This is a genomic window from Pseudomonas sp. 8AS (assembly GCF_902506505.1).
Classification (GTDB): domain Bacteria; phylum Pseudomonadota; class Gammaproteobacteria; order Pseudomonadales; family Pseudomonadaceae; genus Aquipseudomonas.
The window spans coordinates 1,443,431-1,467,462 of record NZ_LR733406.1 but is presented as its reverse complement, the minus strand read 5'-3'; the positions used below and the strand labels follow the sequence as shown (position 1 = coordinate 1,467,462).

Genomic DNA, 24,032 nt, shown 5'->3' with positions numbered 1-24,032 from the left:
CTCCAGCTCGGCGGGTATTACGGGCCGGCAGTTTACCCTCGCCCGCCAGCGCGCTCAACGCGACTAAAAGATCCGCTGCCGAACGCACCCCGGCGCTCGCCAGCTTTTATACTGCTGCCAAGCAATGCGGAGCCTGCGATGCCCTTACCCCAACTGTTTGCCGCCTGGCGCCAGGTCTGGCGTAGCGGATACTCGTGGCAAGCCCTGCGCGGCGATATCGGCGCCGGGATCACCGTGGGCATCATCGCCATTCCCCTGGCCATGGCCCTGGCCATCGCGGTCGGCGTGCCGCCGCAGCACGGCCTCTACACCGTGCTGGTCGCCGCCCCGCTGATCGCCCTGACCGGCGGCTCGCGCTTCAATGTCTCCGGGCCGACCGCCGCCTTCGTGGTGATCCTGCTGCCGATCACCCAGCAATACGGCCTCGGCGGCCTGCTGCTGTGCACCCTGCTGGCCGGGCTGATCCTGATCGCCTTAGGGCTCGGGCGCGCCGGCAAGCTGATCGAGTTCGTGCCCTACCCGGTGACGCTGGGCTTCACCGCCGGCATCGGCATCGTCATCGCCATGTTGCAGGTCAAGGACCTGCTCGGCCTGCGCCTGGCCGGCACCCCGCAGCACTTCCTCGACCAGCTGGCCCTGCTCGGCCAGGCCCTGCCGGACTTCCGCCCCGGCGACAGTCTGGTCGCCGCGGCCAGCCTGGCGACCCTGCTGCTGTGGCCGAAACTGCTGCCCAAGGTGCCCGGCCACCTGGTGGCCCTGGCCGTCGGCGCCCTGCTCGCCCTCGCCCTGGAATCGCTCGGTTTGCCGGTGGCGACCCTCGGCGAGCGTTTCAGCTACAAGGTGGACGGCATCAGTCATCCGGGCATCCCGCCGTTCCTGCCGGATTTCGCCTGGCCCTGGCAATTGCCGGGGGCCCACGGCCAGCCGCTGCAGCTGTCCTTCGAGCTGTTCCGCCAGTTGCTCGGCCCGGCCTTCGCCATCGCCATGCTCGGCGCCATCGAGTCGCTGCTGTGCGCCGTGGTCGCCGACGGCATGACCGGCAGCAAGCACGACCCCAATGCCGAGCTGATCGGCCAGGGCCTGGGCAACCTGGTCGCCCCGCTGTTCGGCGGCATCACCGCCACCGCCGCCATCGCCCGCAGCGCCACCAACGTGCGTGCCGGCGCCGCCTCGCCGCTGGCGGCGATCATCCATGCCGGCGTGGTGCTGCTGGCCATGCTGCTGCTCGCGCCGCTGTTCAGCTACCTGCCGATGGCGGCGCTGGCCGCCCTGCTGCTGGTGGTGGCGTGGAACATGAGCGAGCCCGGCCACGTGCTGCACACCCTGCGCGTGGCGCCACGCAGCGATGTACTGGTGCTGCTGACCTGCCTGGTGCTCACCGTACTGTTCGACATGGTGCTGGCCGTGGGCGTCGGTCTGTTGCTGGCCACCGGCATCTTCATCAAGCGCATGAGCGAACTGACCGACACCGCCGTGCTGCCGCGCAACCAGTTGCAGAGCCTCGGCGAACTGCCGGAACAGGTGCTGGCCTATAGCATTCGCGGGCCGCTGTTCTTCGGCGCGGCGGAAAAGGCGCTAAGCGTGCTGCGCCGCTTCAATCCGGAGGTGCGGGTGGTGATAGTCGAGATGAGCGCGGTGCCGCTGCTGGACATGACGGCCCTGGCCGCCCTGGAGAACGTGCTGCACGACTACCGGCAGCATGACATCGGCCTGGTGCTGGCCGGCGTATCGCCGCGCCTGCGCCTGAAGCTGCGCCGCGCCGGGGTGCAGCGCGACAACGGCCGCCTGGCCTATGCCCGCGACCTGCCGCAGGCGCGGGCCAAGGCCCTGAGCTGGCTGGCAGCGCAATAGCGCCGCAGCGGTCTGGGCCTGTTCTTACAGGCCTTTGACCGCGTAGATGCCCGCGGCATTGCGCCAGTAGCCCTTGTAGTCCATGCCGTAGCCGAAGATGTAGCGGTCGATACACGGCAGGCCCACGTAGTCGGCCTTGAGGTCGGGGCGCGCCTTGCGCCCGTGCTCCTTGTTGATCAGCACCGCGGTGTGCACCTTGCTGGCGCCGGCGTGTTTGCAGAAGTCGATGATCGCCGCCAGGGTGTGCCCCTCGTCGAGGATGTCGTCGATGATCAGCACTTCGCGGTCGATGAACGACACTTCCGGCTTGGCCTTCCAGAACAGCTCGCCGCCGCTGGTTTCATTGCGGTAGCGGGTGGCGTGCAGGTAGGACAGCTCCAGCGGGAAGTCCAGCTTGGAAACCAGCTTGCCGGCGAAGATCAGGCCGCCATTCATCACGCAGAACACCACCGGATTGCTCTCGGCCAGCTCGCCGTTGATGGCGGCGGCCACCCGGTCGATGGCGTCTTCGATCTGGGCATTGCTGTACAGGCAGTCGGCTTCGGCCATGACTTGGCGGATATGGGCGAGATCGGCGGACATGGCAGGCTCCAGATAGGTAGGGGGCTGGTTAAAAATTGCCGGGCGCAACTTTCAACGTCGCGCCAGCGACGGCCCGAAAGAGCCGCCAGGGATGATAGGTCGTAAAAAATGGTCGGCAAAGGTACTCAGAGTCATGCGCCAGGGCAAGCCTGGACGCAGATTTTCTGACCACTTGTTCAGCTAGCCGGTAAACTTGGCGCCTTCTTGCTGGCATGACCAGTGCTTTACTCTAGCCAATACCCGCTGCCTTTCCCGGAGACCCTGCATGCCCATCCGCGAGATCCGCCACCCCCTGATCCGCCACAAGCTCGGCCTGATGCGCCGCGCCGACATCAGCACGAAGAATTTCCGCGAACTGGCCCAGGAAGTGGGCGCCCTGCTCACCTATGAGGCCACCAACGACCTGCCCCTGGAAAACTGCGAGATCCAGGGCTGGGCCGGCACCGTGCAGGTGGAGAAGATCGCCGGCAAGAAGATCACCGTGGTGCCGATCCTGCGCGCCGGCATCGGCATGCTCGACGGCGTGCTCAGCCTGATCCCCGGGGCCAAGGTCAGCGCCGTCGGCATCGCCCGCAACGAGCAGACCCTGGAAGCGCACACCTACCTGGAGAAACTCGCCCCGGAAATCGACGAGCGCCTGGCGCTGATCGTCGACCCGATGCTGGCCACCGGCGGCTCCCTGGTCGCCACCATCGACCTGCTGAAGAAGGCCGGCTGCAAGGAAATCCGCGCCATGGTGCTGGTCGCCGCCCCGGAGGGGATCAAGGTGGTCAACGACGCCCACCCGGACGTGATGATCTTCACCGCCTCCATCGACCAGCGCCTCAACGAACACGGCTACATCATTCCCGGCCTCGGCGATGCCGGCGACAAGATCTTCGGCACCAAGCAGAAGGACGCCTGAGCATGCGCGATGAATTCAACGACCCGCTCTGGCGCCAGGTGATCTCCGGCGCGCAGATGCTCTTCGTCGCCTTCGGCGCCCTGGTGCTGATGCCGCTGATCACCGGCATGGACCCCAACGTGGCGCTGTTCACCGCCGGCATCGGCACCCTGCTGTTCCAGCTGGCCACCGGGCGCCAGGTGCCGGTATTCCTGGCCTCATCGTTTGCCTTTATCGCACCGATCATCGCCGCCAAGGGCGAGTTCGGCCTGCCCGCGGTGCTCGGCGGGGTGGTGGCCGCCGGCTTCGTCTACACCTTCCTCGGCCTGGCCGTCCGACTAAAGGGCCCGGGCTTCGTCGACCGCCTGCTGCCGCCGGTGGTGATCGGCCCGGTGATCATCGCCATCGGCCTGGCCCTGTCGCCGGTGGCGGTGAACATGGCAATGGGCAAGACCGGCGATGCCAGCGCGCAACTGGTGCCCTACCAGACTGCCATGTTCATCTCCATGCCGGCGCTGGTCACCACCCTGCTAGTGGCCGTGCTCGGCCGCGGCCTGCTGCGCCTGGTGCCGATTCTTGCCGGGATCGTCGTCGGCTGCGTGATGGCGGCCTTCTTCGGCGTAATCAACACCGCCGGCATCGCCGCCGCGCCCTGGCTGGCCGTGCCCGCCTTCGTCACCCCCGAATTTCACCTGGGCGCCATTCTCTATATGGTGCCGGTGGCCCTGGCCCCGGCCATCGAGCACATCGGCGGAGTGATCGCGGTCGGCACCGTGACCGGCAAGGATTTCGTGCGCAAGCCCGGCCTGCACCGCACCCTGCTCGGCGACGGCCTGGCCACCTCGGCCGCCGGCCTGTTCGGCGGCCCGCCCAACACCACCTACGCCGAAGTCACCGGCGCGGTGATGCTGACCAAGAGCTTCAACCCGAAGATCATGACCTGGGCGGCCGTGTTCGCCATCAGCCTGGCCTTCATCGGCAAGTTCGGCGCGGCCCTGCAGAGCATTCCGGTGCCGGTGATGGGCGGCATCCTCTGCCTGCTGTTCGGCTCCATCGCCGTAGTCGGGCTGAACACCCTGATCCGCCACCAGGTCGACCTGGCCGAGGCGCGCAACCTGATCATCGTCTCGGTGACTCTGGTGTTCGGCATCGGCGGCATGGTCATCGGCGGCCAGGAATTCGCCCTGTCCGGCATCTCCCTGTGCGCCATCAGTGCGCTGGGGCTCAACCTGGTGCTGCCGGGCGGCAGCGCCTGGCACAAGCACCCGCCGCTGGATCCGGAAATCTGAGCCCCACCTGAAACAATCAGCCCCGCAGATGCGGGGCTTTTTTCATGCGGTTCGCCTATGGCTGGCGCCACAGGCCAGGCCGTCAGAACGGCTCGGCAATATATTTGAAGGGATAATTGGCCGCCTTGTAGGTGCCGATCTTGCGCTTGGGCAGCTTGACCTTGGGCTGCGGGACCTCCTCGTAGGGAATCTGCTGCAGCAGGTGGCTGATCAGGTTCAGGCGCACGCGCTTCTTGTCCTCGGAGCGGGCGACGAACCAGGGCGCCCAGGACGAGTCGGTGGCCTCGAACATCTCGTCACGGGCCTCGGTGTAGGCATCCCAGCGGTTGTAGGACTTGATGTCCATCGCGGTCAGCTTCCAGGTCTTGCGCCCGTCTTCGATACGCGCACGCAGACGTCGTTCCTGCTCATCCGGGCTGACTTCCAGCCAGTACTTGAGCAGGATGATCCCCGACTCGACCATGTTGCGCTCGACCAGTGGCGCGCCACTGAGAAACTTCTTCAGCTGGGTCTCGTTGCAGAAGCCCATCACCCGCTCGACGCCGGCGCGGTTGTACCAGCTGCGGTCGAAGATCACCACTTCACCGGCAGCCGGCAGGTGCTGGATGTAGCGCTGTACATACATCTGGCTCTTTTCCCGCTCGGTCGGCGCCGGCAGCGCCACCACGCGGAAGATGCGCGGGCTGACCCGCTCGGTCAGCGCCTTGATGGTACCGCCCTTGCCCGCCCCATCGCGGCCCTCGAACACCACCACCACCTTGGCGCCGGTGGCCACCACCCATTGCTGCAACTTCACCAGTTCGACATGCAGATCATGCAACTGCTGCTCGTACTCCTTGCGCGACAGCTTGGCGCCGGCAGCCTCGGCTGCTGCGGCGGTTCCCTGTTTGCTCTTGCCCTTATGCTTGCTCATGTCGAATCCCGTCGTTGATGGTGAACTTCCACTAGCCTAGATCGCCAATCGCCTCCCTTCCATGCCCTGGATCAACAGCCGGCCGATACGCCACAGCGCTGGCGCCACGCGCCAGTGGCGCGCTATGGTCAGCCCCCCCATTGTGCTAGTCCCCGGCCACCCCATGCTCGCTACCCTTTCCCGCGTCTTCGGTTTCACCCAGCTGCGTCCCGGCCAGGAGCGCGTGGTCAATGCCGTGCTGGCCGGCCGTTCGGCGGCGGCGATCTTCCCCACCGGCTCGGGCAAGTCGCTGTGCTACCAGCTGCCGGCGCTGCACCTGCCGCACCTGACCCTGGTGGTCTCGCCCTTGCTGGCGCTGATGCAGGACCAGCTGGCCTTCCTCCATGCCCGCGGCATCAGTGCGGCCAGCATCGACTCGGCGCAGAGCCGCGAGCAGACCGCCGAGACCATGGCCCGCGCCAAGTCCGGTGAGCTGAAGATCCTGATGATCTCGGTCGAGCGCCTGAAGAACGAACGCTTCCGCCACTTCATCGGCCAGGTACCGATCTCCCTGCTGGTGGTCGACGAAGCGCACTGCATCTCCGAATGGGGCCATAACTTCCGCCCCGACTACCTCAAGCTGCCCGACTACCAGCGCCAGTTCGGCATTCCCCAGGTGCTGCTGCTCACCGCCACGGCCACTCCGCCGGTGATCGCCGACATGCAGCGCAAGTTTGCTATTTCCGCAGATGATGTGGTCACCACCGGCTTCTACCGCGCCAACCTCAACCTGCTGGTGGAGCCGGTGGCCGGGCGCGACAAGCAGCGGCGCCTGGTCGAGTGGCTGGGAGCCAAGGCCGGTGAGCCGAGCATCGTCTACGTCACCCAGCAGAAGACCGCCGAGCAGGTGGCCGAGCAGCTCGGCCAGCGCGGCATCGCCGCCAGCGCCTACCACGCCGGCATGCCCCATGAGGCGCGCGAAGCGATCCAGCGCCAGTTCATGGACGGGCGGATCAACTGCATCGTCGCCACCATCGCCTTCGGCATGGGCATCGACAAGGCCGACATCCGCAACGTGGTGCACTTCGACCTGCCCAAGTCCACCGAGAACTACAGCCAGGAGATCGGCCGCGCCGGGCGCGACGGCCAGCCGTCCGACTGCCTGGTGCTGGCCAACCGCGACAGCCTCAACGTGCTGGAGAACTTCGTCTACGGCGACACGCCGGAGCTTTGCGGCATCCGCTGCGTGCTGGACGAACTGCTTAGTGCCGGCCAGAACGGCGAGTGGGAGCTGATGCTCAACCAGCTCTCCGAGCAGAGCAATATCCGCCAGCTGCCGCTGAAGACCCTGCTGGTGCAACTCGAACTCAAGGGCATCATCGCCCCGCGTTACGCCTACTTCGCCGAATACCGCTTCAAGTACCTGATCGAGCCCGAGGCGCTGCTGGGCAAGTTCGACGGCGAACGCCGCCAGTTCGTCGAGGCCATCATCGCCACCTCGGCACGGGCACGCACCTGGTGCACGGTGGACTTCGACAGCCTGTACAACCAGCACCAGGCCGAACGCGGGCGGGTGGTCAAAGCCCTGGACTGGTTCCAGGAGCGCGGCTGGATCGAACTGGAAAGCAAGCAGATGACCGAGGTCTACGCCCTGCTCGACCCGCACTTCGACCCGCAGCAACTGAGCGAAGAACTGCACGCCTACTTCCGCCAGCAGGAAGCCAGCGAGATCGCCCGCATCCAGGCCATGCTCGAGCTGTTCGCCAGCGACCAGTGCCTGAGCCAGCGCCTGGCCGCCTACTTCGGCGACGCCCAGGCGCCGCAGCGCTGCGGCCACTGCTCGGTGTGCCACGGCCGGGTCGCCCGGCTGCCGGCGCCACCGGCGCTGCGCCCGCTGGCCGAGCAGGACTGCCAGGCCCTGTGCGGCGCCTTCGACCAGCGCCACCGGGACGCCAAGGGCCAGCCGCCCAGCGCCGAATGCCTGACCCGCTTTCTCTGCGGCATCAGCGTGCCGCTCTTCACCAAGCTCAAGGCCCGGCAGATTCCCGGCTTCGCCGCACTGGAGGACTACCCCTACGCCGAGGTGCGCGCCTGGCTCGAACAGCAGGCCTAGGCCTCAAGCCTCAGCCGCCGCGGGTCAGGCCGAACAGCAGATCAGCCACACCCCTGGTGCGCTGCGAGGTATCGGCGGTGGAGCCGCTGGACTGCTCCAGAACACCGAGCAGGGTGCCGTCAGCCCCGGCCCAGCACCACGATCTGCTCGATCAGCCACTGCAACGCCGCGTCGCGCTGGCGCAGGCCGAGGCTGACGATATCCAGGTGGAAGGGGCCGACCTCGAACGGCAGCGCGTGCAGCTGCAGCGGCAGCAGGCCGGCGAAGTAGTGCGCCAGGCGGCTGGGCAGCACGGCCACCAGCTCGCTGCTGGCGACTATGTGCGCGGCCTGCAGGTAGTTAGGCGTGGTGTAGAGGATATTGCGCGCCAGGCCCTGCTCGCCCAGCCACTGGTCGACCATGCCGCGGGTCTGCCCGCCGTGCACCCACAGGTGACGCAGGCCGAGGAAGCCGTCGAGATCGAGGCCTGCCGCAAGCTGCGGATGCTCGCGCCGGGCCACCAGCTGCAGGGTTTCACTGACCCACTGCTGGCGCTGAAAGCGTGCCGGCACCTGCTCGAAGCGGCCCAGCACCAGGTCCAGCTCGCCCTTGTCCAGCGCCTCGGCCGGCAGGCTGGGCGACAGGTGCTGGATGTCGATCTGCAGCCCCGGCGCCCGCTCGGCCAGCACGGCGAGCAGGCGCGGCATGAGGATCAGCTCGACATAGTCGGTGACCGCAATGCGAAAGCGCTGGCGGCTGCTGGCCGGGTCGAAGGGCGCGCCCTCGCCGAGGCTCTGCTCGATGCGCTGCAGGGCATCGCGGATCGGCGTTTCCAGGGCCAGGGCCCGCGGCGTCGGCTGCATGGCCCGGCCGACGCGCACCAGCAGCGGGTCGTCGAGCAGGTCGCGCAGGCGGCCCAGCGCATTGCTCACCGCCGGCTGGCTGAGCGCCAGGCGCTCGGCGGCGCGCGACACGTTGCGCTCGCGCAGCAGGGCATCGAGCACGCGCAGCAGGTTGAGGTCGAAGGTCAATATATTCACTTGCTGAATTCAACTTATCACAAGACAAAATTTCCCAAATAGTAGCCCGGTACTTAAGGTGCGTCAGTTCCGTTTTGTGTGACTGACTTCTTCTGTGGGGGCACTCGATGAGCAACAACTACACCATCCAGCAGGCCGCCGTGATCGGCGCCGGCACCATGGGCCGCGGCATCGTCATCAGCCTGGCCAACGCCAGCATCCCGGTGCTGTGGCTGGACAACAACCCGCAGATGGTCGAAGCCGGCCTCAAGATGGCCGAAGACACCTGGGCCCAGCACGTCGCCAAGGGCCGCATCAGCACCGGCGAGGCCAGCCTGCGCCGCGCGCGCATCCAGCAAGTCGGCAACTACTCCGACCTGGCCGACGCCGATCTGGTGATCGAGGCGGTCTACGAGAACCTCGAACTCAAGCAGCAGATCTTCCGCAGCCTGGACGCCGTTCTGAAACCGGGCGCGATCCTCGCCAGCAACACCTCGGCGCTGGATATCGACGCCATCGCCGCCGTCACCAAGCGCCCGCAGGATGTGCTCGGCCTGCACTTCTTCAGCCCGGCACACATCATGAAGCTGCTGGAGATCGTGCGCGGCGCCAAGACCGCTCCAGCCGTACTGGATGCCGCCCTGGCCCTCGGCCAGCGCATCGGCAAGGTCAGCGTGGTGGCCGGCAACTGCGACGGTTTCATCGGCAACCGCATGCTGCATACCTACGTGTTCGAGGCGCGCAGCCTGCTGCTCGAAGGCGCCTACCCGCATCAGGTGGACAGCGCCCTGCAGGGCTTCGGCTTCGCCATGGGGCCGTTCCGCATGTACGACGTGGTCGGCATCGACCTGGAATGGCGCGCCCGCGAACTGGCCGGCAAGGGCCAGGACGTGGCCCAGGTGCAGGTCGACAACCGCCTGTGCGAACTGGGCCGCTTCGGCCAGAAGTCCGGCAAGGGCTATTACCTCTACGCGCCGGGCAGCCGCCAGGCCGAGCACGATCCGCAAGTGGATGCCCTGGTGCAGCGCGAAGCCGAACGCCTCGGCTACCAGCGCCGCAGCATCGGCGCGGAGGAAATCCTCGAACGCTGCCTGCTGGCCCTGGTCAACGAAGGCGCGAAGATCCTCGAAGAGAACATCGCCGAGAGCAGCCACGACATCGATCTGGTGTATCTGAACGGCTACGGTTTCCCGGTCGACAAGAACGGCCCGACGGCCTGGGCCGACGCCCAGGGCGTGGCCGCCATCCGCGAGCGCCTGCTGCAGCTGGCCGAGCGCTTCGGCGCCCACTGGCAGCCGACCAAACTGATCGAAAAACTGGCCGCCAGCGGCAAGCGCTTCGCCGACGTCAAGGAGGGCAACGTATGACCTATCAGGCTCCCCTGCGCGACATGCGCTTCGTCATGCATGAACTGTTCGATGTCGCCGGCCACTGCGCACGCCTGGGCAACGGCCTGGACCGCGAGCTGATCGACGGCGTGCTGGAAGAAGCCGCCGCCTTCGCCGCGGGCGAGATCGCCCCGCTCAACCGCAACAGCGACGAGGAAGGTTGCCAGCTGGTCGACGGCAAGGTCACCACACCCAAGGGCTTTCGCGCCGCCTACCAGCAATTCGTCGACAACGGCTGGGCCAGCATGACCGGGCCGACCGAGTTCGGCGGCCAGGGCTTCCCGCAGCTGGTGGCCTTCGCCTTCCACGAAATGCTGATGTCTGCCTCGCTGTCGTTCCGCGTCTACTCCGGCCTCACCGAAGGTGCCGTGCTGGCCCTGCACAGGCACGGCAGCGACGATCTCAAGGACGCCTACCTGGCCAAGATGGTCAGCGGCCAGTGGACCGGCACCATGTGCCTGACCGAACCCCAGGCCGGCACCGACCTGGCCCTGCTCAGAACCCGCGCCGAGCCCCAGGCCAACGGCAGCTATCGGGTCACGGGGAGCAAGATCTTTATCAGCGGCGGCGAGCAGGACCTGTCCGAGAACATCGTCCACCTGGTGCTGGCGCGCCTGCCGGACGCCCCTGCCGGGGTGAAGGGCATCAGCCTGCTGCTGGTGCCCAAGTTCATCGCCACCGCCGAAGGCGGCCTGGGTGCGAGGAACGCCCTGAGCTGCGGCGCCATCGAGCACAAGATGGGCATCAAGGGTGCCTCCACCTGCGTGATGAACTTCGACGGCGCCACCGGCTGGCTGGTCGGCGAGGCCAACCAGGGCCTGGCGTGCATGTTCACAATGATGAACGACGCGCGCTTCCAGGTCGGCCTGCAGGGCCTGGGCATCGGCGAGGCGGCCTTCCAGGGCGCCTTGAGATACGCGAAGGAACGTCTGCAATCGCGCGGCCTGAACGGCGCCGTGGCACCGGAGAAGGCGGCCGACCCGATCATCAATCACCCGGATGTACGGCGCATGCTGCTGACCCAGAAGAGCCTGGTCGAGGGCTGCCGCATGCTGGCCGCCTACACCGCGCGCCAGCTCGACCTGGAACACGGCACAGGCGATGCGGCCGAGCGCAAGGCCGCCGGCAAGCGCGCGGCGTTGCTGATCCCGATCGTCAAGGCGTTCTTCACCGACATGGGCCAGGAAGTGGCCAGCCATGCGGTGCAGGTCTACGGCGGCCACGGTTTCATCCGCGAGTGGGGCATGGAACAGCTGATGCGCGATAGCCGCATCACCCAGCTCTACGAGGGCACCAACGGTATCCAGGCCCTCGACCTGATCCGCCGCAAGCTGCTCGGCGATGGCGGTGCCGAACTCGGTGCGCTGATCGCCGAGTTCAGCGAACTGTGCGACGACCAGGCTGGGCGCCCGGCGCTGAGCGCGATGGCCCGCACGCTGCAGGCGCGCCTGGGCGAATGGCGCGAGCTGACGGCCGAGGTGATCGCCCGCAGCCAGCGCGACGTGCAGGAAATCGGCGCGGTCTCGGTGGACTTCCTGCAGTACTCGGCCTATGTGCTATTGGCCGGCTTCTGGCTGCAGGCCGCCGCCACCGCGCAGGATGCCCTGGACGCCGGCAGCGGCGAAGCCGCGTTCTACCAGGCCAAGCTGCACAGCGCGACCTTCTACCTGCGCCGCGTGCTGCCGCGCGCCAGCAGCCACCGCGAGGCTCTGCTGGGCGGCGCGGCGTGCCTGATGGCGATGCCGGAGGAAAGCTTCGCGCTCTGAGGCCGGCTCACGCACCCGCAGTACCGCCCAGCAAGTAGCCCGGATTGCCTCCGGGCCATAACAAGAGGATCGACCATGCAGCCCTTCAGCTTCGCCACCACCGCGCAGATCCTCTGCGAAAGCGGCTCGGCCCGGCGCCTGGCTGAGCTGTGCCGCGAGCGTGGCGCCAGCCGGGTACTGATCGTCAGCGACCCCGGCATCACCCGCTTCGGCCTGCTCGACGGCGTGCTGCCCGGCTTCGCCCAGGCCGGCGTGGCCGTGGAAGTGTTCGACCAGGTGATCGCCGACCCGCCCGAGCCCATCGTGCTCAATGCCGTGGAGCGCGCCCGCGCGCTGGGCGCCGACCTGGTGGTCGGCTTCGGCGGCGGCAGCTCGATGGACGTGGCCAAGCTGATCGCCCTGCTCGCCCATCCGAGCAACAGCCAAGCGCTGAAAGACATCTACGGCGTGGGCAATGCCCGTGGCCAGCGCCTGCCGCTGATCCAGGTGCCGACCACCGCCGGCACCGGCTCGGAGGTGACACAGATCGCCATCATCACCACTGGCGAGACCACCAAGATGGGCGTGGTCTCACCGCTGCTGCTGCCGGACCTGGCCCTGCTCGACGCCGAACTGACCCTCGGCCTGCCGCCGGCGGTGACCGCCGCCACCGGCATCGACGCCATGGTCCACGCCATCGAGGCCTACACCAGCAAGCTGAAGAAGAACCCGCTGTCCGACCTGCTGGCCCGCGAGGCCCTGCGCCTGCTCGCCGCCAACCTGCACGAGGCGGTGCACAACGGGCAGAACCGCGAGGCACGCCAGGCCATGCTGCTGGGCGCCCTGCTGGCCGGCCAGGCCTTCGCCAACGCGCCGGTGGCGGCGGTACACGCCCTGGCCTATCCGCTGGGCGGGCACTTCCATATCCCCCACGGCCTGTCCAACGCCCTGGTGCTGCCCCATGTGCTGCGCTTCAACGCGGCAACGGCCGCGCCGCTGTATGCCGAGCTGGTGCCGCTGCTGCTCGGCGAGCGCTTCCAGGGCGGCAGCACGGAACAGCGCTGTACCGCCTTCATCGCCGAGCTGGCCGCGCTGAGTGAACGCTGCGGCCTGCCCAGCCGCCTGCGCGACGCCGGCGTGCCGCAGGCCATGCTGCCGACTCTGGCCAGCGACGCCATGCAGCAGCAGCGCCTGCTGGTGAACAATCCGCGCGAGGTGAACGAGGCCGACGCCCTGGCCATCTACCGGGCGGCGTACTGATCTTCCACCCCAGCCGGGTAGCTCGATGAAACACGATCCACCCGGCGAATGCTGGAGCCGGCCAATAGCCCGCAATACAGCCCACGAATCAAAGTATCCCGCGCACCACCCAGGCCTTAGGGTGATGCGCAAGCACGAGGACCGAGCATGAACCCACCGCAGCACTTGCGCGGCGACTACGCCCACTTCCAGCCGATCACCACGCGCTGGCACGACAACGACCTCTACGGTCACGTCAACAACGTCGTCTACTACGGCTTCTTCGACAGCGCGGTGAACAGCTACCTGATCGAGGTCGGCGGCCTGGATATCCACGAGGGCGAGGTGATCGGCTTCGTGGTCAGCTCGTCGTGCGACTACTTCGCCTCCATCGCCTTCCCCGAGCGCATCGAGGTCGGCCTGCGCGTCGGCACGCTGGGCAACAGCTCGGTGCAGTACGAACTGGCCATTTTCAAACAGGGCGAAGACCAGGCCTGCGCCGCCGGACGCTTCGTCCATGTATTCGTCGACCGCACCAGCAACCGCCCGGTGCCGATTCCCGAAACCCTGCGCACGGCGCTTGCCCGCCTGCTGCGCGACTGACACGACCACCACAGAGGATTCTGCCATGCAAGACGCCGTCATCGTCTCCACCGCCCGCACGCCGATCGCCAAGGCCTTCCGCGGCGCCTTCAACGACCTCAAGTCGCCGAGCATGGCCGCCGTCGCCATCCGTGCCGCGGTCGAGCGTTCCGGCATCGAGCCGGGCGAGATCGAAGACTTGGTGATGGGCACCGCCATGCAGGGCGGCACCGCCTCCACCAACCTGGCGCGCCTGTCGTTGCTGGCCGCCGGCCTGCCGCTGTCGGTCAGCGGGCAGACCATCGACCGCCAGTGCGCCTCGGGCCTGATGGCCATTTCCATCGCCGCCAAGCAGATCATGGTCGACGGCATGGCCGTCACCGTCGGCGCCGGCCAGGAGCAGATCAGCCTGGTGCAGAACACCCACATGAAGTGGACCGCCGCCGAGGCCGACCCGGCGGTGATCAAGATGGCCGAGCATGCCTACATGCCGATGCTGCACACCGCCGAGCTGGTGGCCAAGCGCTACGGCATCAGCCGCGAAGCCCAGGACGCCTACTCCCTGCAGTCCCAGCAGCGCACCGCCGCCGCCCAGGCCGCCGGCCTGTTCGCGGGTGAAATCGTCCCGGTCAGCGCCAGCAAGAAGCTGGTGGACAAGGAAACCGGCGCGGTCAGCTACGAGGAAGTGACCCTCTCTCTCGACGAAGGCAACCGCCCGCAGACCGTACTGGAGGACCTGACCAAGCTCAAGCCGGTCATCGAAGGCGGCTGCATCACCGCCGGCAACGCCAGCCAGCTGTCCGACGGCGCCAGCGCCAGCGTGCTGATGAGCGGCGCCCTGGCCGCCCAGCGCGGCATCGCCCCGCTGGGCCTGTACCGTGGCATCGCTGTGGCCGGCCTGGCCCCGGAAGAGATGGGCATCGGCCCGGTGTTCGCCGTACCCAAGCTGCTCAAGCAGCACGGCCTGACCGTCGACGACATCGGCCTGTGGGAACTCAACGAAGCCTTCGCCTGCCAGGTGCTGTACAGCGCGCAAAAGCTCGGCATCGACCCGGCCAAACTCAACGTCAACGGCGGCGCCATCGCCATCGGCCACCCCTACGGCATGAGCGGCGCACGCATGGTCGGCCACGCCCTGCTGGAAGGTAAGCGGCGCGGTGTGAAGTACGTGGTGATCACCATGTGCGTCGGCGGCGGCATGGGCGCTGCGGGGCTGTTCGAGGTGCTGTAAGCGGTACTGTGTGGCGGTAACAGAAACGGAGGCTTTGGCCTCCGTTTCTGTTTCTCATCCAGGGATAAATGCTGCGGGGTCGCCACCGCCTATGCGTGGCGCCATTGCGCGCCGAATGGGTGTGCCTATGCAGTTACCACAGCAAGGCATTGCCATTTTCCCGGTAGGTGCCCTGCCCTTGCAGGCTGCCTGCTTCCGGCCGATTCTGTTGAAAAACTCCCTCGACGATTTCCTTTGCCGAAAGTACGTGGCTGAGCCTGAAATCTGAATCGTTACGGTGGCCAAGCTGCCCTAGATTTCACATAGCAACGCTCGATTTTGGCGTTTTCAGGCTACGAACAAGCAGCTCTGTCGCACGCCGAGTTTTTCAACAGAATCGGCCAAAAGCTGCCTGTCGTTACCGGCTGAAATCGACCCGAAGTGGTCGGTAGTGATAGGCCGGAGCCGGCCATATGGGACATCCAAATAAGGGGACAGGTTTATCGCCCCTACACCACTTGCACAAGAGCGTCCTTCAGATTTGACGCGTGCAAGGATGGGCTACAGACATCAGCCTCGTGTTGGGCATGCTGAATCACCTATCAGAGCGGTAATCACACCGCTCTGATAGGTGACCAGTTGTGCGGCCCAGGCTCTCTGAACCTTGGCCGCTAGCCGTTACTTGTAAGCCCCAGCGGAATAAATCAGCTCGTAGCTGTGGCTATAGATTTCCAGGATGTTGCCAAAGGGGTCTTCCATATAAACCATGCGGTACGGCTTCTCGCCAGGAAAATACTCGCGTACGGGCATGCGCTGCTTGCCACCAGCGGCAACTATCTTGGCGGCCAGTCCTTCAACGTCTGGATCTTGGACGCAGAAGTGGAAGATCCCGGTCTTCCAGTACTCGAAGTTGTTCTGCGGCTTTTCCGCATTGCGAAACTCAAAGATCTCTACGCCGATCCGATCACCTGTGGACAGGTGCGCAATACGGAACGAACCCCAGCCGGCACCAAAGACATCGGTACACATTACTCCGATAGCTGATTCGTCCTCAGTAATCGTGGTCGGCGGCATGATCAGATACCAGCCCATGACCTCTGTGTAGAACTTCACAGCTGCGTCTAGATCGGTGACCGATAGACCGAGATGAGAAAAGCTACGCGGGTAGACGAATGACATAACCTGTACCTCTTAATCGTTGGTGATGTGGTTAGTCTAGGAAGGCAGCGCCATAATGAAAACTATCGCCAGATTATTGCATTGATAAGAGATTGTTATGCTGAGTCCGCAATGGCTACGCACCTTCGCCGCCCTGATCGAGCAGGGCAGTTTCACACGCTGCGCTGAGCACCTTGACCTGACCCAGGCCGCTGTCAGCCAACATGTACAAAAGCTTGAGGAGAGGCTCGGCCCATTGCTGATACGCCGTCCTCGTCAGCTCGAACTGACTCCCGCCGGGCGGGCGCTGTTGAGCTACTGCGAGGAGGTTGGCGCAGCCGACCAGCGTCTGCACAAGCGCCTGTCCGAGCATGATGACAAGCACGGAGAGATCGGTTTGATCTGTCCCGGCAGCATCGGACTGGTTCTCTATCCCATGCTGTTGAACGTACAGCAGGCAAGTCCCGGTCTGATCATTCGCCAGCGCTTTGCCCCGGATAGAGAGGTGCTCGAGGCTGTACTGGAGAATCGCTTCGAGCTGGGCTTGGTCACGCTTAAGCCTGACGACCCTCGTCTGTGCGTGAGTCGCTTCACCGAGGAGCCACTGGAGCTAATTGCACCCGCCTCAGAGCGAGTCGAAGGTTGGGACGATCTGAAACGCATAGGCTTCATCGATCACCCTGATGGCCGTGCCATGAGCGCTCGTCTGCTCAGTCGTTACTACCCTGAGGCACCAGGCGTCGGCAGCCTTCCCTGCCGTGGCTTCAACAATCAGATTGGTCTGATCCTTGAGCCTGTTGCGCGGGGGCTTGGCTTTACGGTGTTGCCGCGCTATGCACGCCTGGCATTTCAACGCCCAGAAAGTATCCAGGTCATCAAGGGGCCACGATTAGTCGAGGACACTCTATGGCTCATACATCGCGCCGAATGGCCACTGTCTACTCGGGCGGAGCTGATCGTTCAAAAGTTGAGGACACAGATTAAAGGTCTGTGACCGAGGGATGAGGGNATCCGACCCTGGCCGACGCCATCCTCGATCGCCTGGTGCACAACGCCTACCGGATCAATCTTAAGGGCGAATCGATGCGCAAGCGGGCGAAGAAATTGACGACGCCGGGCACCTCAGACTAACAATGCCACTCCTGCGTCGCTGCGCTCCGACTGCCTGTCCGAATGATCGTGGAACAGGTGTCCGGATCAGCGTGGGCTGAGTGTCCGAATGGCGTGGAATCCGCACGCAAGAGCCCGCAAACAGTCCGGCCGCCGGTGCTATCGGCTACCATGCGCGCACGCCCTAACCGCCCTGTGCTGCCATGCCCTATTCCGTCACCCCCGTTGGCTTTGTTCGCTCCTGCTTCAAGGAGAAGTTCGCCATTCCTCGGCAACCGCAACTGGCGCCGGCCGCCCGCGGGGTGCTGGAGCTGGTGGCGCCGTTCGACAAGGGCGCGGCCGTTGCGGGGCTGGAGCGGGTCAGCCATGTTTGGCTGCTGTTTCTCTTTCACCAGGCCCTGGAAGACAAGCCACGCCTGAAAGTGCGCCCGCCGCGGCTTGGCGGCAATGCGTCGATCGGGGTGTTTGCCAGCCGTGCGACCCACCGGCCCAATGGCATCGGCCAGTCGGTGGTGCGCCTGGACAGGGTCGAGCCCGGGCGGCTGTGGCTGTCGGGTATCGATCTGCTCGACGGCACGCCCGTGCTGGATATCAAGCCCTACGTGCCCTATGCCGACAGCCTCGCCGAGGCGCGCAACGAGATTGCCGAGGCGGCGCCGGTGCCTATCCCGGTGCAGTGGAGCGCCGAGGCCCTGGGCCAGGCCCGGCAGCACGCCTTGCGCCTGGACGAACCGCTGGTCGAGCTGATCGAGCAGTGCCTGGCCCAGGACCCGCGCCCGGCCTATCAGGTACCCGATGCCGAGCGGCGCTATGGCGTGCTGTTCTGGGATGTGCAGGTGCGCTGGCACTATCCGCAACCGGGCTTGATCCGCGTGCTGGAGGTGGTACGCGAGTAGCGCACGCATGCCTGGGCAGACCAGCAAGGATGCCGGCCCGTGCTGGCATGGGGTGGCGAGCCTGGGTTCAACTGCGCACATACGCGGATAGGTTGGCGCTGGGCGCTGCCCGCGGCAGCCTGGAGCAGAACGTCGGGCTTCGTCGCGCTGCGCCTGAGACCACGAGCTGCTGGCGCCTGAACAACAAAAAACCCGCCGATTGGCGGGTTTTTCGCGAGCGGCTGCGCTTACTTCTCGACGAAGGCGCGTTCGATCAGGTAGTCGCCCGGCTCGCGCATGCGCGCGGAGACTTTCAGGCCGAAGCTGTCGAGTACTGCGCTGGTTTCGTCGAGCATGCTCGGGCTGCCGCAGATCATTGCGCGATCGTCCTGCGGGTTGATCGGCGGCAGGCCGATGTCGGCGAACAGCTTGCCGCTGCGCATCAGGTCGGTGAGACGGCCCTGGTTCTCGAACGGCTCGCGGGTCACGGTCGGGTAGTAGATCAGCTTGTCTTTCAGGGCCTGGCCGAAGAACTCGTTCTGCGGCAGGTGCTCGGTGATGAACTCGCGGTAGGCGACTTCGTTCACGTAGCGCACGCCATGCACCAGGATGACCTTCTCGAAACGCTCGTAGGTTTCCGGGTCCTGGATCACGCTCATGAACGGCGCCAGGCCGGTGCCGGTGCTGAGCAGGTAGAGGTGCTTGCCCGGGTTGAGGTCGTCGAGCACCAGGGTGCCGGTGGGCTTCTTGCTGATGATGATCTCGTCGCCTTCCTTGAGGTGCTGCAGCTGGGAAGTCAGCGGGCCGTCCGGCACCTTGATGCTGAAGAACTCCAGATGCTCTTCCCAGTTCGGGCTGGCGATGGAGTAGGCGCGCATCAGCGGGCGACCGCTGGGCTGCTGCAGGCCGATCATGACGAACTGGCCATTCTCGAAGCGCAGGCCCGGATCACGGGTGCACTTGAAGCTGAACAGGGTGTCGTTCCAGTGATGCACGCTGACGATGCGCTCGACGTTCAGGTTGCTCATGCGTTAGTTCCTCAAGACTCTCTGTTCAGGTTGCCTGCAAAGCCCCTTGCACGTATTGCGGCAAGTCAACACCCAGGCCTCTGGTACGGCCGGTGCGGGGATGGGGCAAGGCAAATGTCCGGTCTGCCGGTGTCGGCAGCATTGCGCGCCATTCTAGTGAGGGCGATAATATCTGTTAAGTGGATTATCAAGATATGGTTTATCGGTTATATCGATATGCGATTTACTTTGCGTCAACTCGAAGTCTTCGTCGCCGTGGCCAAGCAGGAGAGCGTCTCCCAGGCTGCGCAGTCCCTGGCCCTGTCGCAGTCGGCGGCCAGTACCTCGCTGAGCGAGCTGGAGCGGCAATCCAATTGCCAGCTGTTCGACCGCGCCGGCAAGCGCCTGAGCCTCAACGCCCTCGGTGAGCAGCTGCTGCCGCAGGCGGTGGCGCTGCTCGAACAGGCCCGCGAGATCGCCCAGCTGCTCAACGGCAAGAGCGGCTTCGGCTCGCTGGCAGTGGGGGCGACGCTGACCGTCGGCAACTACCTGGCCACCCTGCTGATCGGCAATTTCATGCAGCGCCACCCGGAGTGCCGGGTAAAGCTGCATGTGCAGAACACCGCCCATGTGGTGCAGCAGGTCGCGCACTACGAGCTGGACCTGGGCCTGATCGAAGGCAACTGCCAGCATGCCGATATCGAAGTGCAGCCCTGGGTGGAAGATGAACTGGTGGTGTTCTGCGCGCCCGAGCATCCCTTTGCCCGCAGCGGCAAGGCCAGCCTGGAAGAGCTGACCCGCGAGGCCTGGGTGCTGCGTGAACGGGGCTCGGGCACGCGCCTGACCTTCGACCAGGCCATGCGCCATCACCCGGCGCCGCTGAATATCCGCCTGGAGCTGGAGCATACCGAGGCGATCAAGCGTGCGGTGGAGTCGGGCCTGGGCATCAGCTGCATCTCGCGCCTGGCGCTGCGCGATGCCTTCCGCCGCGGTAGCCTGGTGCCGGTGGAAACGCCGCAACTGGACCTGACCCGGCAGTTCTATTTCATCTGGCACCGGCAGAAGTACCAGACCGCCGCCATGCGCGAGTTTCTCGAGCTGTGCCGGGAGCTGACGGCCGGGATCAACCGCAGCGACGAGATCATCCTGCCGCCGATCGCCTAGGCGCGCCGGGGCACACTCGCGCGCGGGACAAAACACTGCGCCGGTGCCGGTGCGGTGCTTGTGTCGATCAATGGGTGAGGCGTTCAGGCGTCAGGCGGAAGCCTGCAAGGGACGAAAGCTGAAGTAGTGGCGCAGGGCATCGACCATCTCGACGTACTCGGCCGGTGGCGCCACCAGGGCAAAGCCGGAGTCGTAGCTGCCGGGGGTGACATCCTCGCGGCTCCACTGGCAGGTGGCGCAGAAGTCGATGTGGTGGACCTGGCCATCGCGGCCGGGAATCTTCAGGCGCATGTCGAAACGCGCATTGACCAGCATCGGCAGCTGGCTGATCAGCATCAGGCCGTCCAGGGAGACATTGCCGATGTAGCCCATCGGTTTGTCGGTGATGCGGTTGAACACCTTGAGGTAATACGGCAACTGGTGGCGTTCGATGTGGCGCTGAATCTGCATGACGGCCAATCGCTACGGAAGAGTGTTGAAGTATGGGCGCAGTCCCCGGCTCACGCCAGGCTCAGCTGCAGCGCTCGGCAATGCGGGTCGATAGACGGCTGCGCGCGCTCTCCAGCTCCTTGTCGCTGATATAGGTGCGGTTGCCCGCGTCATCGCCGACGAAGTAGCGGCCGTCGCGCTGGATCTGCGCCAGGTTGTTGCGCAGCTCGCGGCACTCGCCGGCCCGCTTGGCCTGGGCTTCGGCGGCCTGTTCCTGGGCCTTGGCCCGTTCCTCGCGGCGGGCATCGTAGAACTGCTCGGTACGCGCCTCGCGCTCGCGGGTGGCCGCGTCACGCTCGACCACCTGCGGCTTCACTTCCACCTGCTGGGCATTGCTGCCGCCCGGCTGCTCGCCGAAATGCACGCGGCCCTGGGCATCGGTCCAGCGGTAGATTTGCGCCGAGGCCAGGGCCGGCAGCAACAGGGCACACAACAGCAATAGACGCATGCTTCACTCCTTCGAATGGCGGGGCTCCGGCGCACACTCCCTGCCAGGGGCCCGCCCTAGAGACTGGCGGGCGAGGCCTTGGCCGGCTCGTGCTGGCGATAATGCCCGAGTTGCTCCAGGGTCTCCAGACGCGCCCGCGCGCGGTAGGCATATTCGCTGCTCGGGTACTGGTTGATGATGAAACGATAGGTCTGCGCCGCATCGACGAACAGGTTCTGCCGCTCCAGGCACTGGCCGCGCAGCAGGGAGATCTCCGGTTGCACGTAGCGCCGGGCCCGGCTGGTGCGCTCGGCCTGCGACAGGTCGAGCAGGGCCTGCTCGCAGTTGCCCTGGTCGTAATTGCGGTAGGCATCGTTCAGGTGGCCGTCCAGCGCCATGCGGCTGCAGCCGGCCAGGACAACCAGGGTAGAAAGCAGGATCAGGGTACGCATGGTGTTCTCCTCCACTGCGCAGTGTATCGACCGGCGCGGCCATTTCTCCAGAAGCCGGGCGTCGGCCGCGCCGCTGCGGGCAATTTCAAGGTAGTGCAACGGAACAATGACTACAGTGTTTGCCCGTAGTAGCCTCGCGACACGCCTTGAAACTGGAGTCCCTGCATGACCTTGCGTCGTACCAAAATCGTCGCCACCCTCGGCCCCGCCAGCAACTCGCCGGAAGTCCTCGAACAGCTGATCCTCGCCGGCATCGACGTGGCCCGCCTGAACTTCTCCCACGGCTCGCCGGACGACCACAAGGCCCGCGCACAACTGGTCCGCGACCTGGCCGCCAAGCACGGCCGCCACGTGGCCCTGCTCGGCGACCTGCAGGGGCCGAAGATCCGCATCGCCAAGTTCACCAACAAGCGCATCGAACTCAAGGAAGGCGACCTGTTCCGTCTGTCCTCCAGCCACTCGCGCACCGAGGGCACCCAGGAGGTGGTCGGCATCGACTACCCGGCGCTGATCCAGGACTGCAACGTCGGCGACGAACTGCTGCTGGACGACGGCCGCGTGGTCATGCAGGTCGAACTCAAGGGCGCCGACGAGCTGCATTGCCGCGTCACCATCGGCGGCCCGCTGTCGGACAACAAGGGCATCAACCGCCGTGGCGGCGGCCTGACTGCGCCGGCGCTGACCGAGAAGGACATGGCCGACATCAAGCTGGCCGCCGAGATGGACCTGGACTACCTGGCCGTGTCCTTCCCCCGCGATGCCGCCGACATGCAACTGGCCCGCCGCCTGCGCGACGAAGCCGGCAGCACGGCCTGGCTGGTGGCGAAGATCGAGCGCGCCGAAGCGGTGGCCGACGACGTCACCCTGGACGGCCTGATCCGTGCCAGCGACGCGGTGATGGTGGCTAGAGGCGACCTCGGCGTGGAAATCGGCGATGCCGAGCTGGTCGGCATCCAGAAGAAGATCATTGCCCACGCCCGCCGCCTCAATAAAGCCGTGATCACCGCCACGCAGATGATGGAGTCGATGATCCACAGCCCGATGCCGACCCGTGCGGAAGTCTCCGACGTAGCCAACGCCGCGCTGGACTACACCGACGCGGTGATGCTCTCGGCCGAGAGCGCCGCCGGCGAATACCCGCTGGAAGCGGTACAGGCCATGGCCCGCGTGTGCCTGGGTGCGGAGAAGCACCCGACCAGCCAGAAGTCCAGCCACCGCATCGGCCGCACCTTCGAGCGCTGCGACGAGAGCGTGGCCCTGGCCACCATGTACACCGCCAACCACTTCCCCGGCGTCAAGGCCATCATCAGCCTGACCGAGAGCGGCTACAGCCCGCTGATCATGTCGCGCATCCGCTCGTCGATCCCGATCTTCGCCTTCACTCCGCACCGCGAGGCCCAGGCCCGCGTGGCGCTGTTCCGCGGCGTCTACACCGTGCCGTTCGACCCGGCCGCCCTGCCGGCCAACAAGGTCAGCCAGGCGGCAGTGGACGAACTGCTCAAGCGCGGCGTGGTCGAGCCCGGCGACTGGGTGATCCTGACCAAGGGCGACAGCTACCACGGCACCGGCGGTACCAACACCATGAAGATCCTGCATGTCGGCGATCCGCTGGTGTGATGCCCTGGCCCACTAAAAAAGCCGCTCATTGAGCGGCTTTTTTGTGCCTGACGCAGTACCGGTAGGAGCCAGCTTGCTGGCGATCCGGACGCACCTAAGGCATCGCCAGCAAGCTGGCTCCTACAATGTCCCGGCGGATCGGTGAAGACCCTAGACGAACTTGGAGAAGTCCGGCTTGCGTCGCTGCATGAAGGCCGACAGCGCCTCGAGGGCTTCCGGCGAACGCAGGCGCTGGCCGAACAGCGCGCCCTCCTCCTCGATCACCCGGCGCAGCTCGGCGCGCCCCGGGTCGCGCATCAGGCGCTTGCTGTCGGCCACTGCCGAAGGGGCCAGGTCGAGGAAGCGCTGGGCCATCTCGCGGGCCTTGGCCAGCACCTCGGCGCCTCCTTCCAGCGCCGCATTGGCGATGCCCCACTGCGCCGCCTGCTCGCCGCTGAAGCTCTCGCCGAGCAGCAGCAACTCGGCTGCCCTGGCCTGGCCCAGCAGGCGCGGCAGGATCAGGCTGGAGCCGAATTCCGGGCACAGGCCGAGGTTGACGAAGGGCATCTTCAGTTTGGCCGCGCGGCTGACGTAGACCAGGTCGCAGTGCAGCAGCAGGGTGGTGCCAATGCCCACGGCCGGGCCGTTGACCGCGGCGATCACCGGCTTGCCGAAGTCGAACAGTGCACGCATGAACTGGAACACCGGGCTGTCCATGCCGGTCGGCGGCGCCTGGAGGAAATCCGCCACGTCGTTGCCGCTGGTGAAGCATTCGCTGCCGCCGGTGATCAGCACGGCACGCACGCTGCGGTCTTCGTTGGCGGCATCCAGCTGGTCGGCCAGCTGGCTGTACATGGCGCGGGTCAGCGCATTCATCTTGTCCGCACGATTCAGGCGCAGGGTCAGCAGACCGCCCTCACGCTCGACTACTACATGCTCGCTCATCACAACTCCTTGCAGATTCGGGGCACCCCGAACGCAA

23 protein-coding genes are annotated in these 24,032 nt (G+C 66.0%); 14 read left to right on the top strand and 9 right to left on the bottom strand.

The window, feature by feature from the left end; genetic code table 11:
• Window positions 1-138: 138 nt before the first annotated feature.
• On the top strand, window positions 139-1,851 hold the full coding sequence (gene dauA / locus GV001_RS06820) for a C4-dicarboxylic acid transporter DauA (RefSeq protein ID WP_160078891.1): 1,713 nt from the start codon (window positions 139-141) through the stop codon (window positions 1,849-1,851).
• 24 nt (window positions 1,852-1,875) lie between these two features.
• On the opposite strand, the gene GV001_RS06815 is transcribed toward dauA, so the two are convergent.
• Window positions 1,876-2,433 carry a hypoxanthine-guanine phosphoribosyltransferase gene (locus tag GV001_RS06815; RefSeq protein WP_160078890.1) on the bottom strand — a complete coding sequence of 186 codons (558 nt, stop codon included), beginning with the start codon at window positions 2,431-2,433 and terminating at the stop codon, window positions 1,876-1,878.
• Window positions 2,434-2,698: 265 nt separating this feature from the next.
• On the opposite strand from GV001_RS06815, the gene upp reads away from it, so the two are divergent.
• Both upp and GV001_RS06805 read left to right on the top strand, forming a co-directional pair.
• Window positions 2,699-3,337 carry a uracil phosphoribosyltransferase gene (upp, locus tag GV001_RS06810; RefSeq protein WP_160078889.1) on the top strand — a complete coding sequence of 213 codons (639 nt, stop codon included), beginning with the start codon at window positions 2,699-2,701 and terminating at the stop codon, window positions 3,335-3,337.
• 2 nt (window positions 3,338-3,339) lie between these two features.
• Complete coding sequence (locus GV001_RS06805; protein ID WP_160078888.1) at window positions 3,340-4,605, top strand: uracil-xanthine permease family protein; 1,266 nt, start codon at window positions 3,340-3,342, stop codon at window positions 4,603-4,605.
• Between the two features lie 82 nt (window positions 4,606-4,687).
• Here the strand turns inward: GV001_RS06805 and ppk2 are convergent, their stop codons facing one another.
• A complete protein-coding gene (gene ppk2, locus GV001_RS06800; protein WP_160078887.1) occupies window positions 4,688-5,518 on the bottom strand; it encodes a polyphosphate kinase 2 in 831 nt (276 codons plus the stop codon).
• Between the two features lie 163 nt (window positions 5,519-5,681).
• Between ppk2 and GV001_RS06795 the strand changes: the two genes are divergently transcribed.
• Window positions 5,682-7,610, top strand: coding sequence for an ATP-dependent DNA helicase RecQ (locus tag GV001_RS06795; protein ID WP_160078886.1), 1,929 nt, complete (start codon window positions 5,682-5,684; stop codon window positions 7,608-7,610).
• A 119-nt stretch (window positions 7,611-7,729) separates the two neighbouring features.
• Here GV001_RS06795 and GV001_RS06790 read toward each other — a convergent pair whose 3' ends face one another.
• Window positions 7,730-8,629, bottom strand: coding sequence for a LysR family transcriptional regulator (locus GV001_RS06790; protein WP_160078885.1), 900 nt, complete (start codon window positions 8,627-8,629; stop codon window positions 7,730-7,732).
• A 107-nt stretch (window positions 8,630-8,736) separates the two neighbouring features.
• Between GV001_RS06790 and GV001_RS06785 the strand changes: the two genes are divergently transcribed.
• The 5 genes from GV001_RS06785 (at window position 8,737) to GV001_RS06765 (ending at window position 14,793) form a co-directional block, all read left to right on the top strand.
• A complete protein-coding gene (locus tag GV001_RS06785; protein ID WP_160078884.1) occupies window positions 8,737-9,975 on the top strand; it encodes a 3-hydroxyacyl-CoA dehydrogenase in 1,239 nt (412 codons plus the stop codon).
• Window positions 9,972-11,762, top strand: coding sequence for an acyl-CoA dehydrogenase C-terminal domain-containing protein (locus GV001_RS06780; protein WP_160078883.1), 1,791 nt, complete (start codon window positions 9,972-9,974; stop codon window positions 11,760-11,762). Before GV001_RS06785 ends, GV001_RS06780 begins: the two co-directional genes overlap by 4 nt.
• A 75-nt stretch (window positions 11,763-11,837) precedes the next feature.
• Entirely contained in the window at window positions 11,838-13,001 is a 1,164-nt protein-coding gene (locus tag GV001_RS06775; RefSeq protein ID WP_160078882.1) for an iron-containing alcohol dehydrogenase, read from the top strand.
• Window positions 13,002-13,148: 147 nt separating this feature from the next.
• Window positions 13,149-13,583 (top strand): thioesterase family protein, encoded by a 435-nt coding sequence (locus GV001_RS06770; RefSeq protein ID WP_160078881.1) that lies wholly within the window; start codon window positions 13,149-13,151, stop codon window positions 13,581-13,583.
• 25 nt (window positions 13,584-13,608) lie between these two features.
• Complete coding sequence (locus GV001_RS06765) at window positions 13,609-14,793, top strand: acetyl-CoA C-acyltransferase (protein ID WP_160078880.1); 1,185 nt, start codon at window positions 13,609-13,611, stop codon at window positions 14,791-14,793.
• Between the two features lie 657 nt (window positions 14,794-15,450).
• On the opposite strand, the gene GV001_RS06760 is transcribed toward GV001_RS06765, so the two are convergent.
• The gene (locus GV001_RS06760) at window positions 15,451-15,951 is read right to left on the bottom strand and encodes a lactoylglutathione lyase family protein (protein ID WP_160078879.1); all 501 of its coding nucleotides are present in this window, start codon (window positions 15,949-15,951) and stop codon (window positions 15,451-15,453) included.
• Between the two features lie 97 nt (window positions 15,952-16,048).
• Here GV001_RS06760 and GV001_RS06755 point away from each other — a divergent pair, with 97 nt between their 5' ends.
• The 3 genes from GV001_RS06755 to tsaA all read left to right on the top strand — a co-directional run bounded on the left by GV001_RS06755 (window position 16,049) and on the right by tsaA (window position 17,936).
• Window positions 16,049-16,924 (top strand): LysR family transcriptional regulator, encoded by an 876-nt coding sequence (locus GV001_RS06755; RefSeq protein WP_160078878.1) that lies wholly within the window; start codon window positions 16,049-16,051, stop codon window positions 16,922-16,924.
• Between the two features lie 15 nt (window positions 16,925-16,939).
• A partial coding sequence (locus tag GV001_RS06750) for an ATP-binding protein (RefSeq protein WP_256664986.1) occupies window positions 16,940-17,061 on the top strand: 122 nt, incomplete at its 5' end.
• Window positions 17,062-17,243: 182 nt separating this feature from the next.
• Window positions 17,244-17,936, top strand: a complete 693-nt coding sequence (gene tsaA, locus GV001_RS06745; RefSeq protein WP_160078877.1) for a tRNA (N6-threonylcarbamoyladenosine(37)-N6)-methyltransferase TrmO — start codon at window positions 17,244-17,246, stop codon at window positions 17,934-17,936.
• Between the two features lie 227 nt (window positions 17,937-18,163).
• Here the strand turns inward: tsaA and fpr are convergent, their stop codons facing one another.
• Complete coding sequence (fpr, locus tag GV001_RS06740; protein ID WP_160078876.1) at window positions 18,164-18,943, bottom strand: ferredoxin-NADP reductase; 780 nt, start codon at window positions 18,941-18,943, stop codon at window positions 18,164-18,166.
• Window positions 18,944-19,159: 216 nt separating this feature from the next.
• Between fpr and GV001_RS06735 the strand changes: the two genes are divergently transcribed.
• Complete coding sequence (locus GV001_RS06735; RefSeq protein WP_178091806.1) at window positions 19,160-20,086, top strand: LysR family transcriptional regulator; 927 nt, start codon at window positions 19,160-19,162, stop codon at window positions 20,084-20,086.
• Window positions 20,087-20,176: 90 nt separating this feature from the next.
• Here GV001_RS06735 and GV001_RS06730 read toward each other — a convergent pair whose 3' ends face one another.
• The 3 genes from GV001_RS06730 to GV001_RS06720 all read right to left on the bottom strand — a co-directional run bounded on the left by GV001_RS06730 (window position 20,177) and on the right by GV001_RS06720 (window position 21,454).
• The gene (locus GV001_RS06730) at window positions 20,177-20,536 is read right to left on the bottom strand and encodes a PilZ domain-containing protein (RefSeq protein ID WP_160078875.1); all 360 of its coding nucleotides are present in this window, start codon (window positions 20,534-20,536) and stop codon (window positions 20,177-20,179) included.
• Window positions 20,537-20,597: 61 nt separating this feature from the next.
• Complete coding sequence (locus tag GV001_RS06725; RefSeq protein WP_160078874.1) at window positions 20,598-21,023, bottom strand: DUF4124 domain-containing protein; 426 nt, start codon at window positions 21,021-21,023, stop codon at window positions 20,598-20,600.
• Window positions 21,024-21,079: 56 nt separating this feature from the next.
• Window positions 21,080-21,454, bottom strand: a complete 375-nt coding sequence (locus GV001_RS06720) for a tol-pal system YbgF family protein (RefSeq protein ID WP_160078873.1) — start codon at window positions 21,452-21,454, stop codon at window positions 21,080-21,082.
• Between the two features lie 165 nt (window positions 21,455-21,619).
• Between GV001_RS06720 and pyk the strand changes: the two genes are divergently transcribed.
• Window positions 21,620-23,071 (top strand): pyruvate kinase, encoded by a 1,452-nt coding sequence (pyk, locus tag GV001_RS06715; protein WP_160078872.1) that lies wholly within the window; start codon window positions 21,620-21,622, stop codon window positions 23,069-23,071.
• Between the two features lie 150 nt (window positions 23,072-23,221).
• On the opposite strand, the gene GV001_RS06710 is transcribed toward pyk, so the two are convergent.
• Window positions 23,222-23,995: an enoyl-CoA hydratase gene (locus GV001_RS06710; RefSeq protein WP_160078871.1), complete on the bottom strand. Its 774-nt coding sequence runs from the start codon at window positions 23,993-23,995 to the stop codon at window positions 23,222-23,224.
• Between the last annotated feature and the right edge of the window lie 37 nt (window positions 23,996-24,032).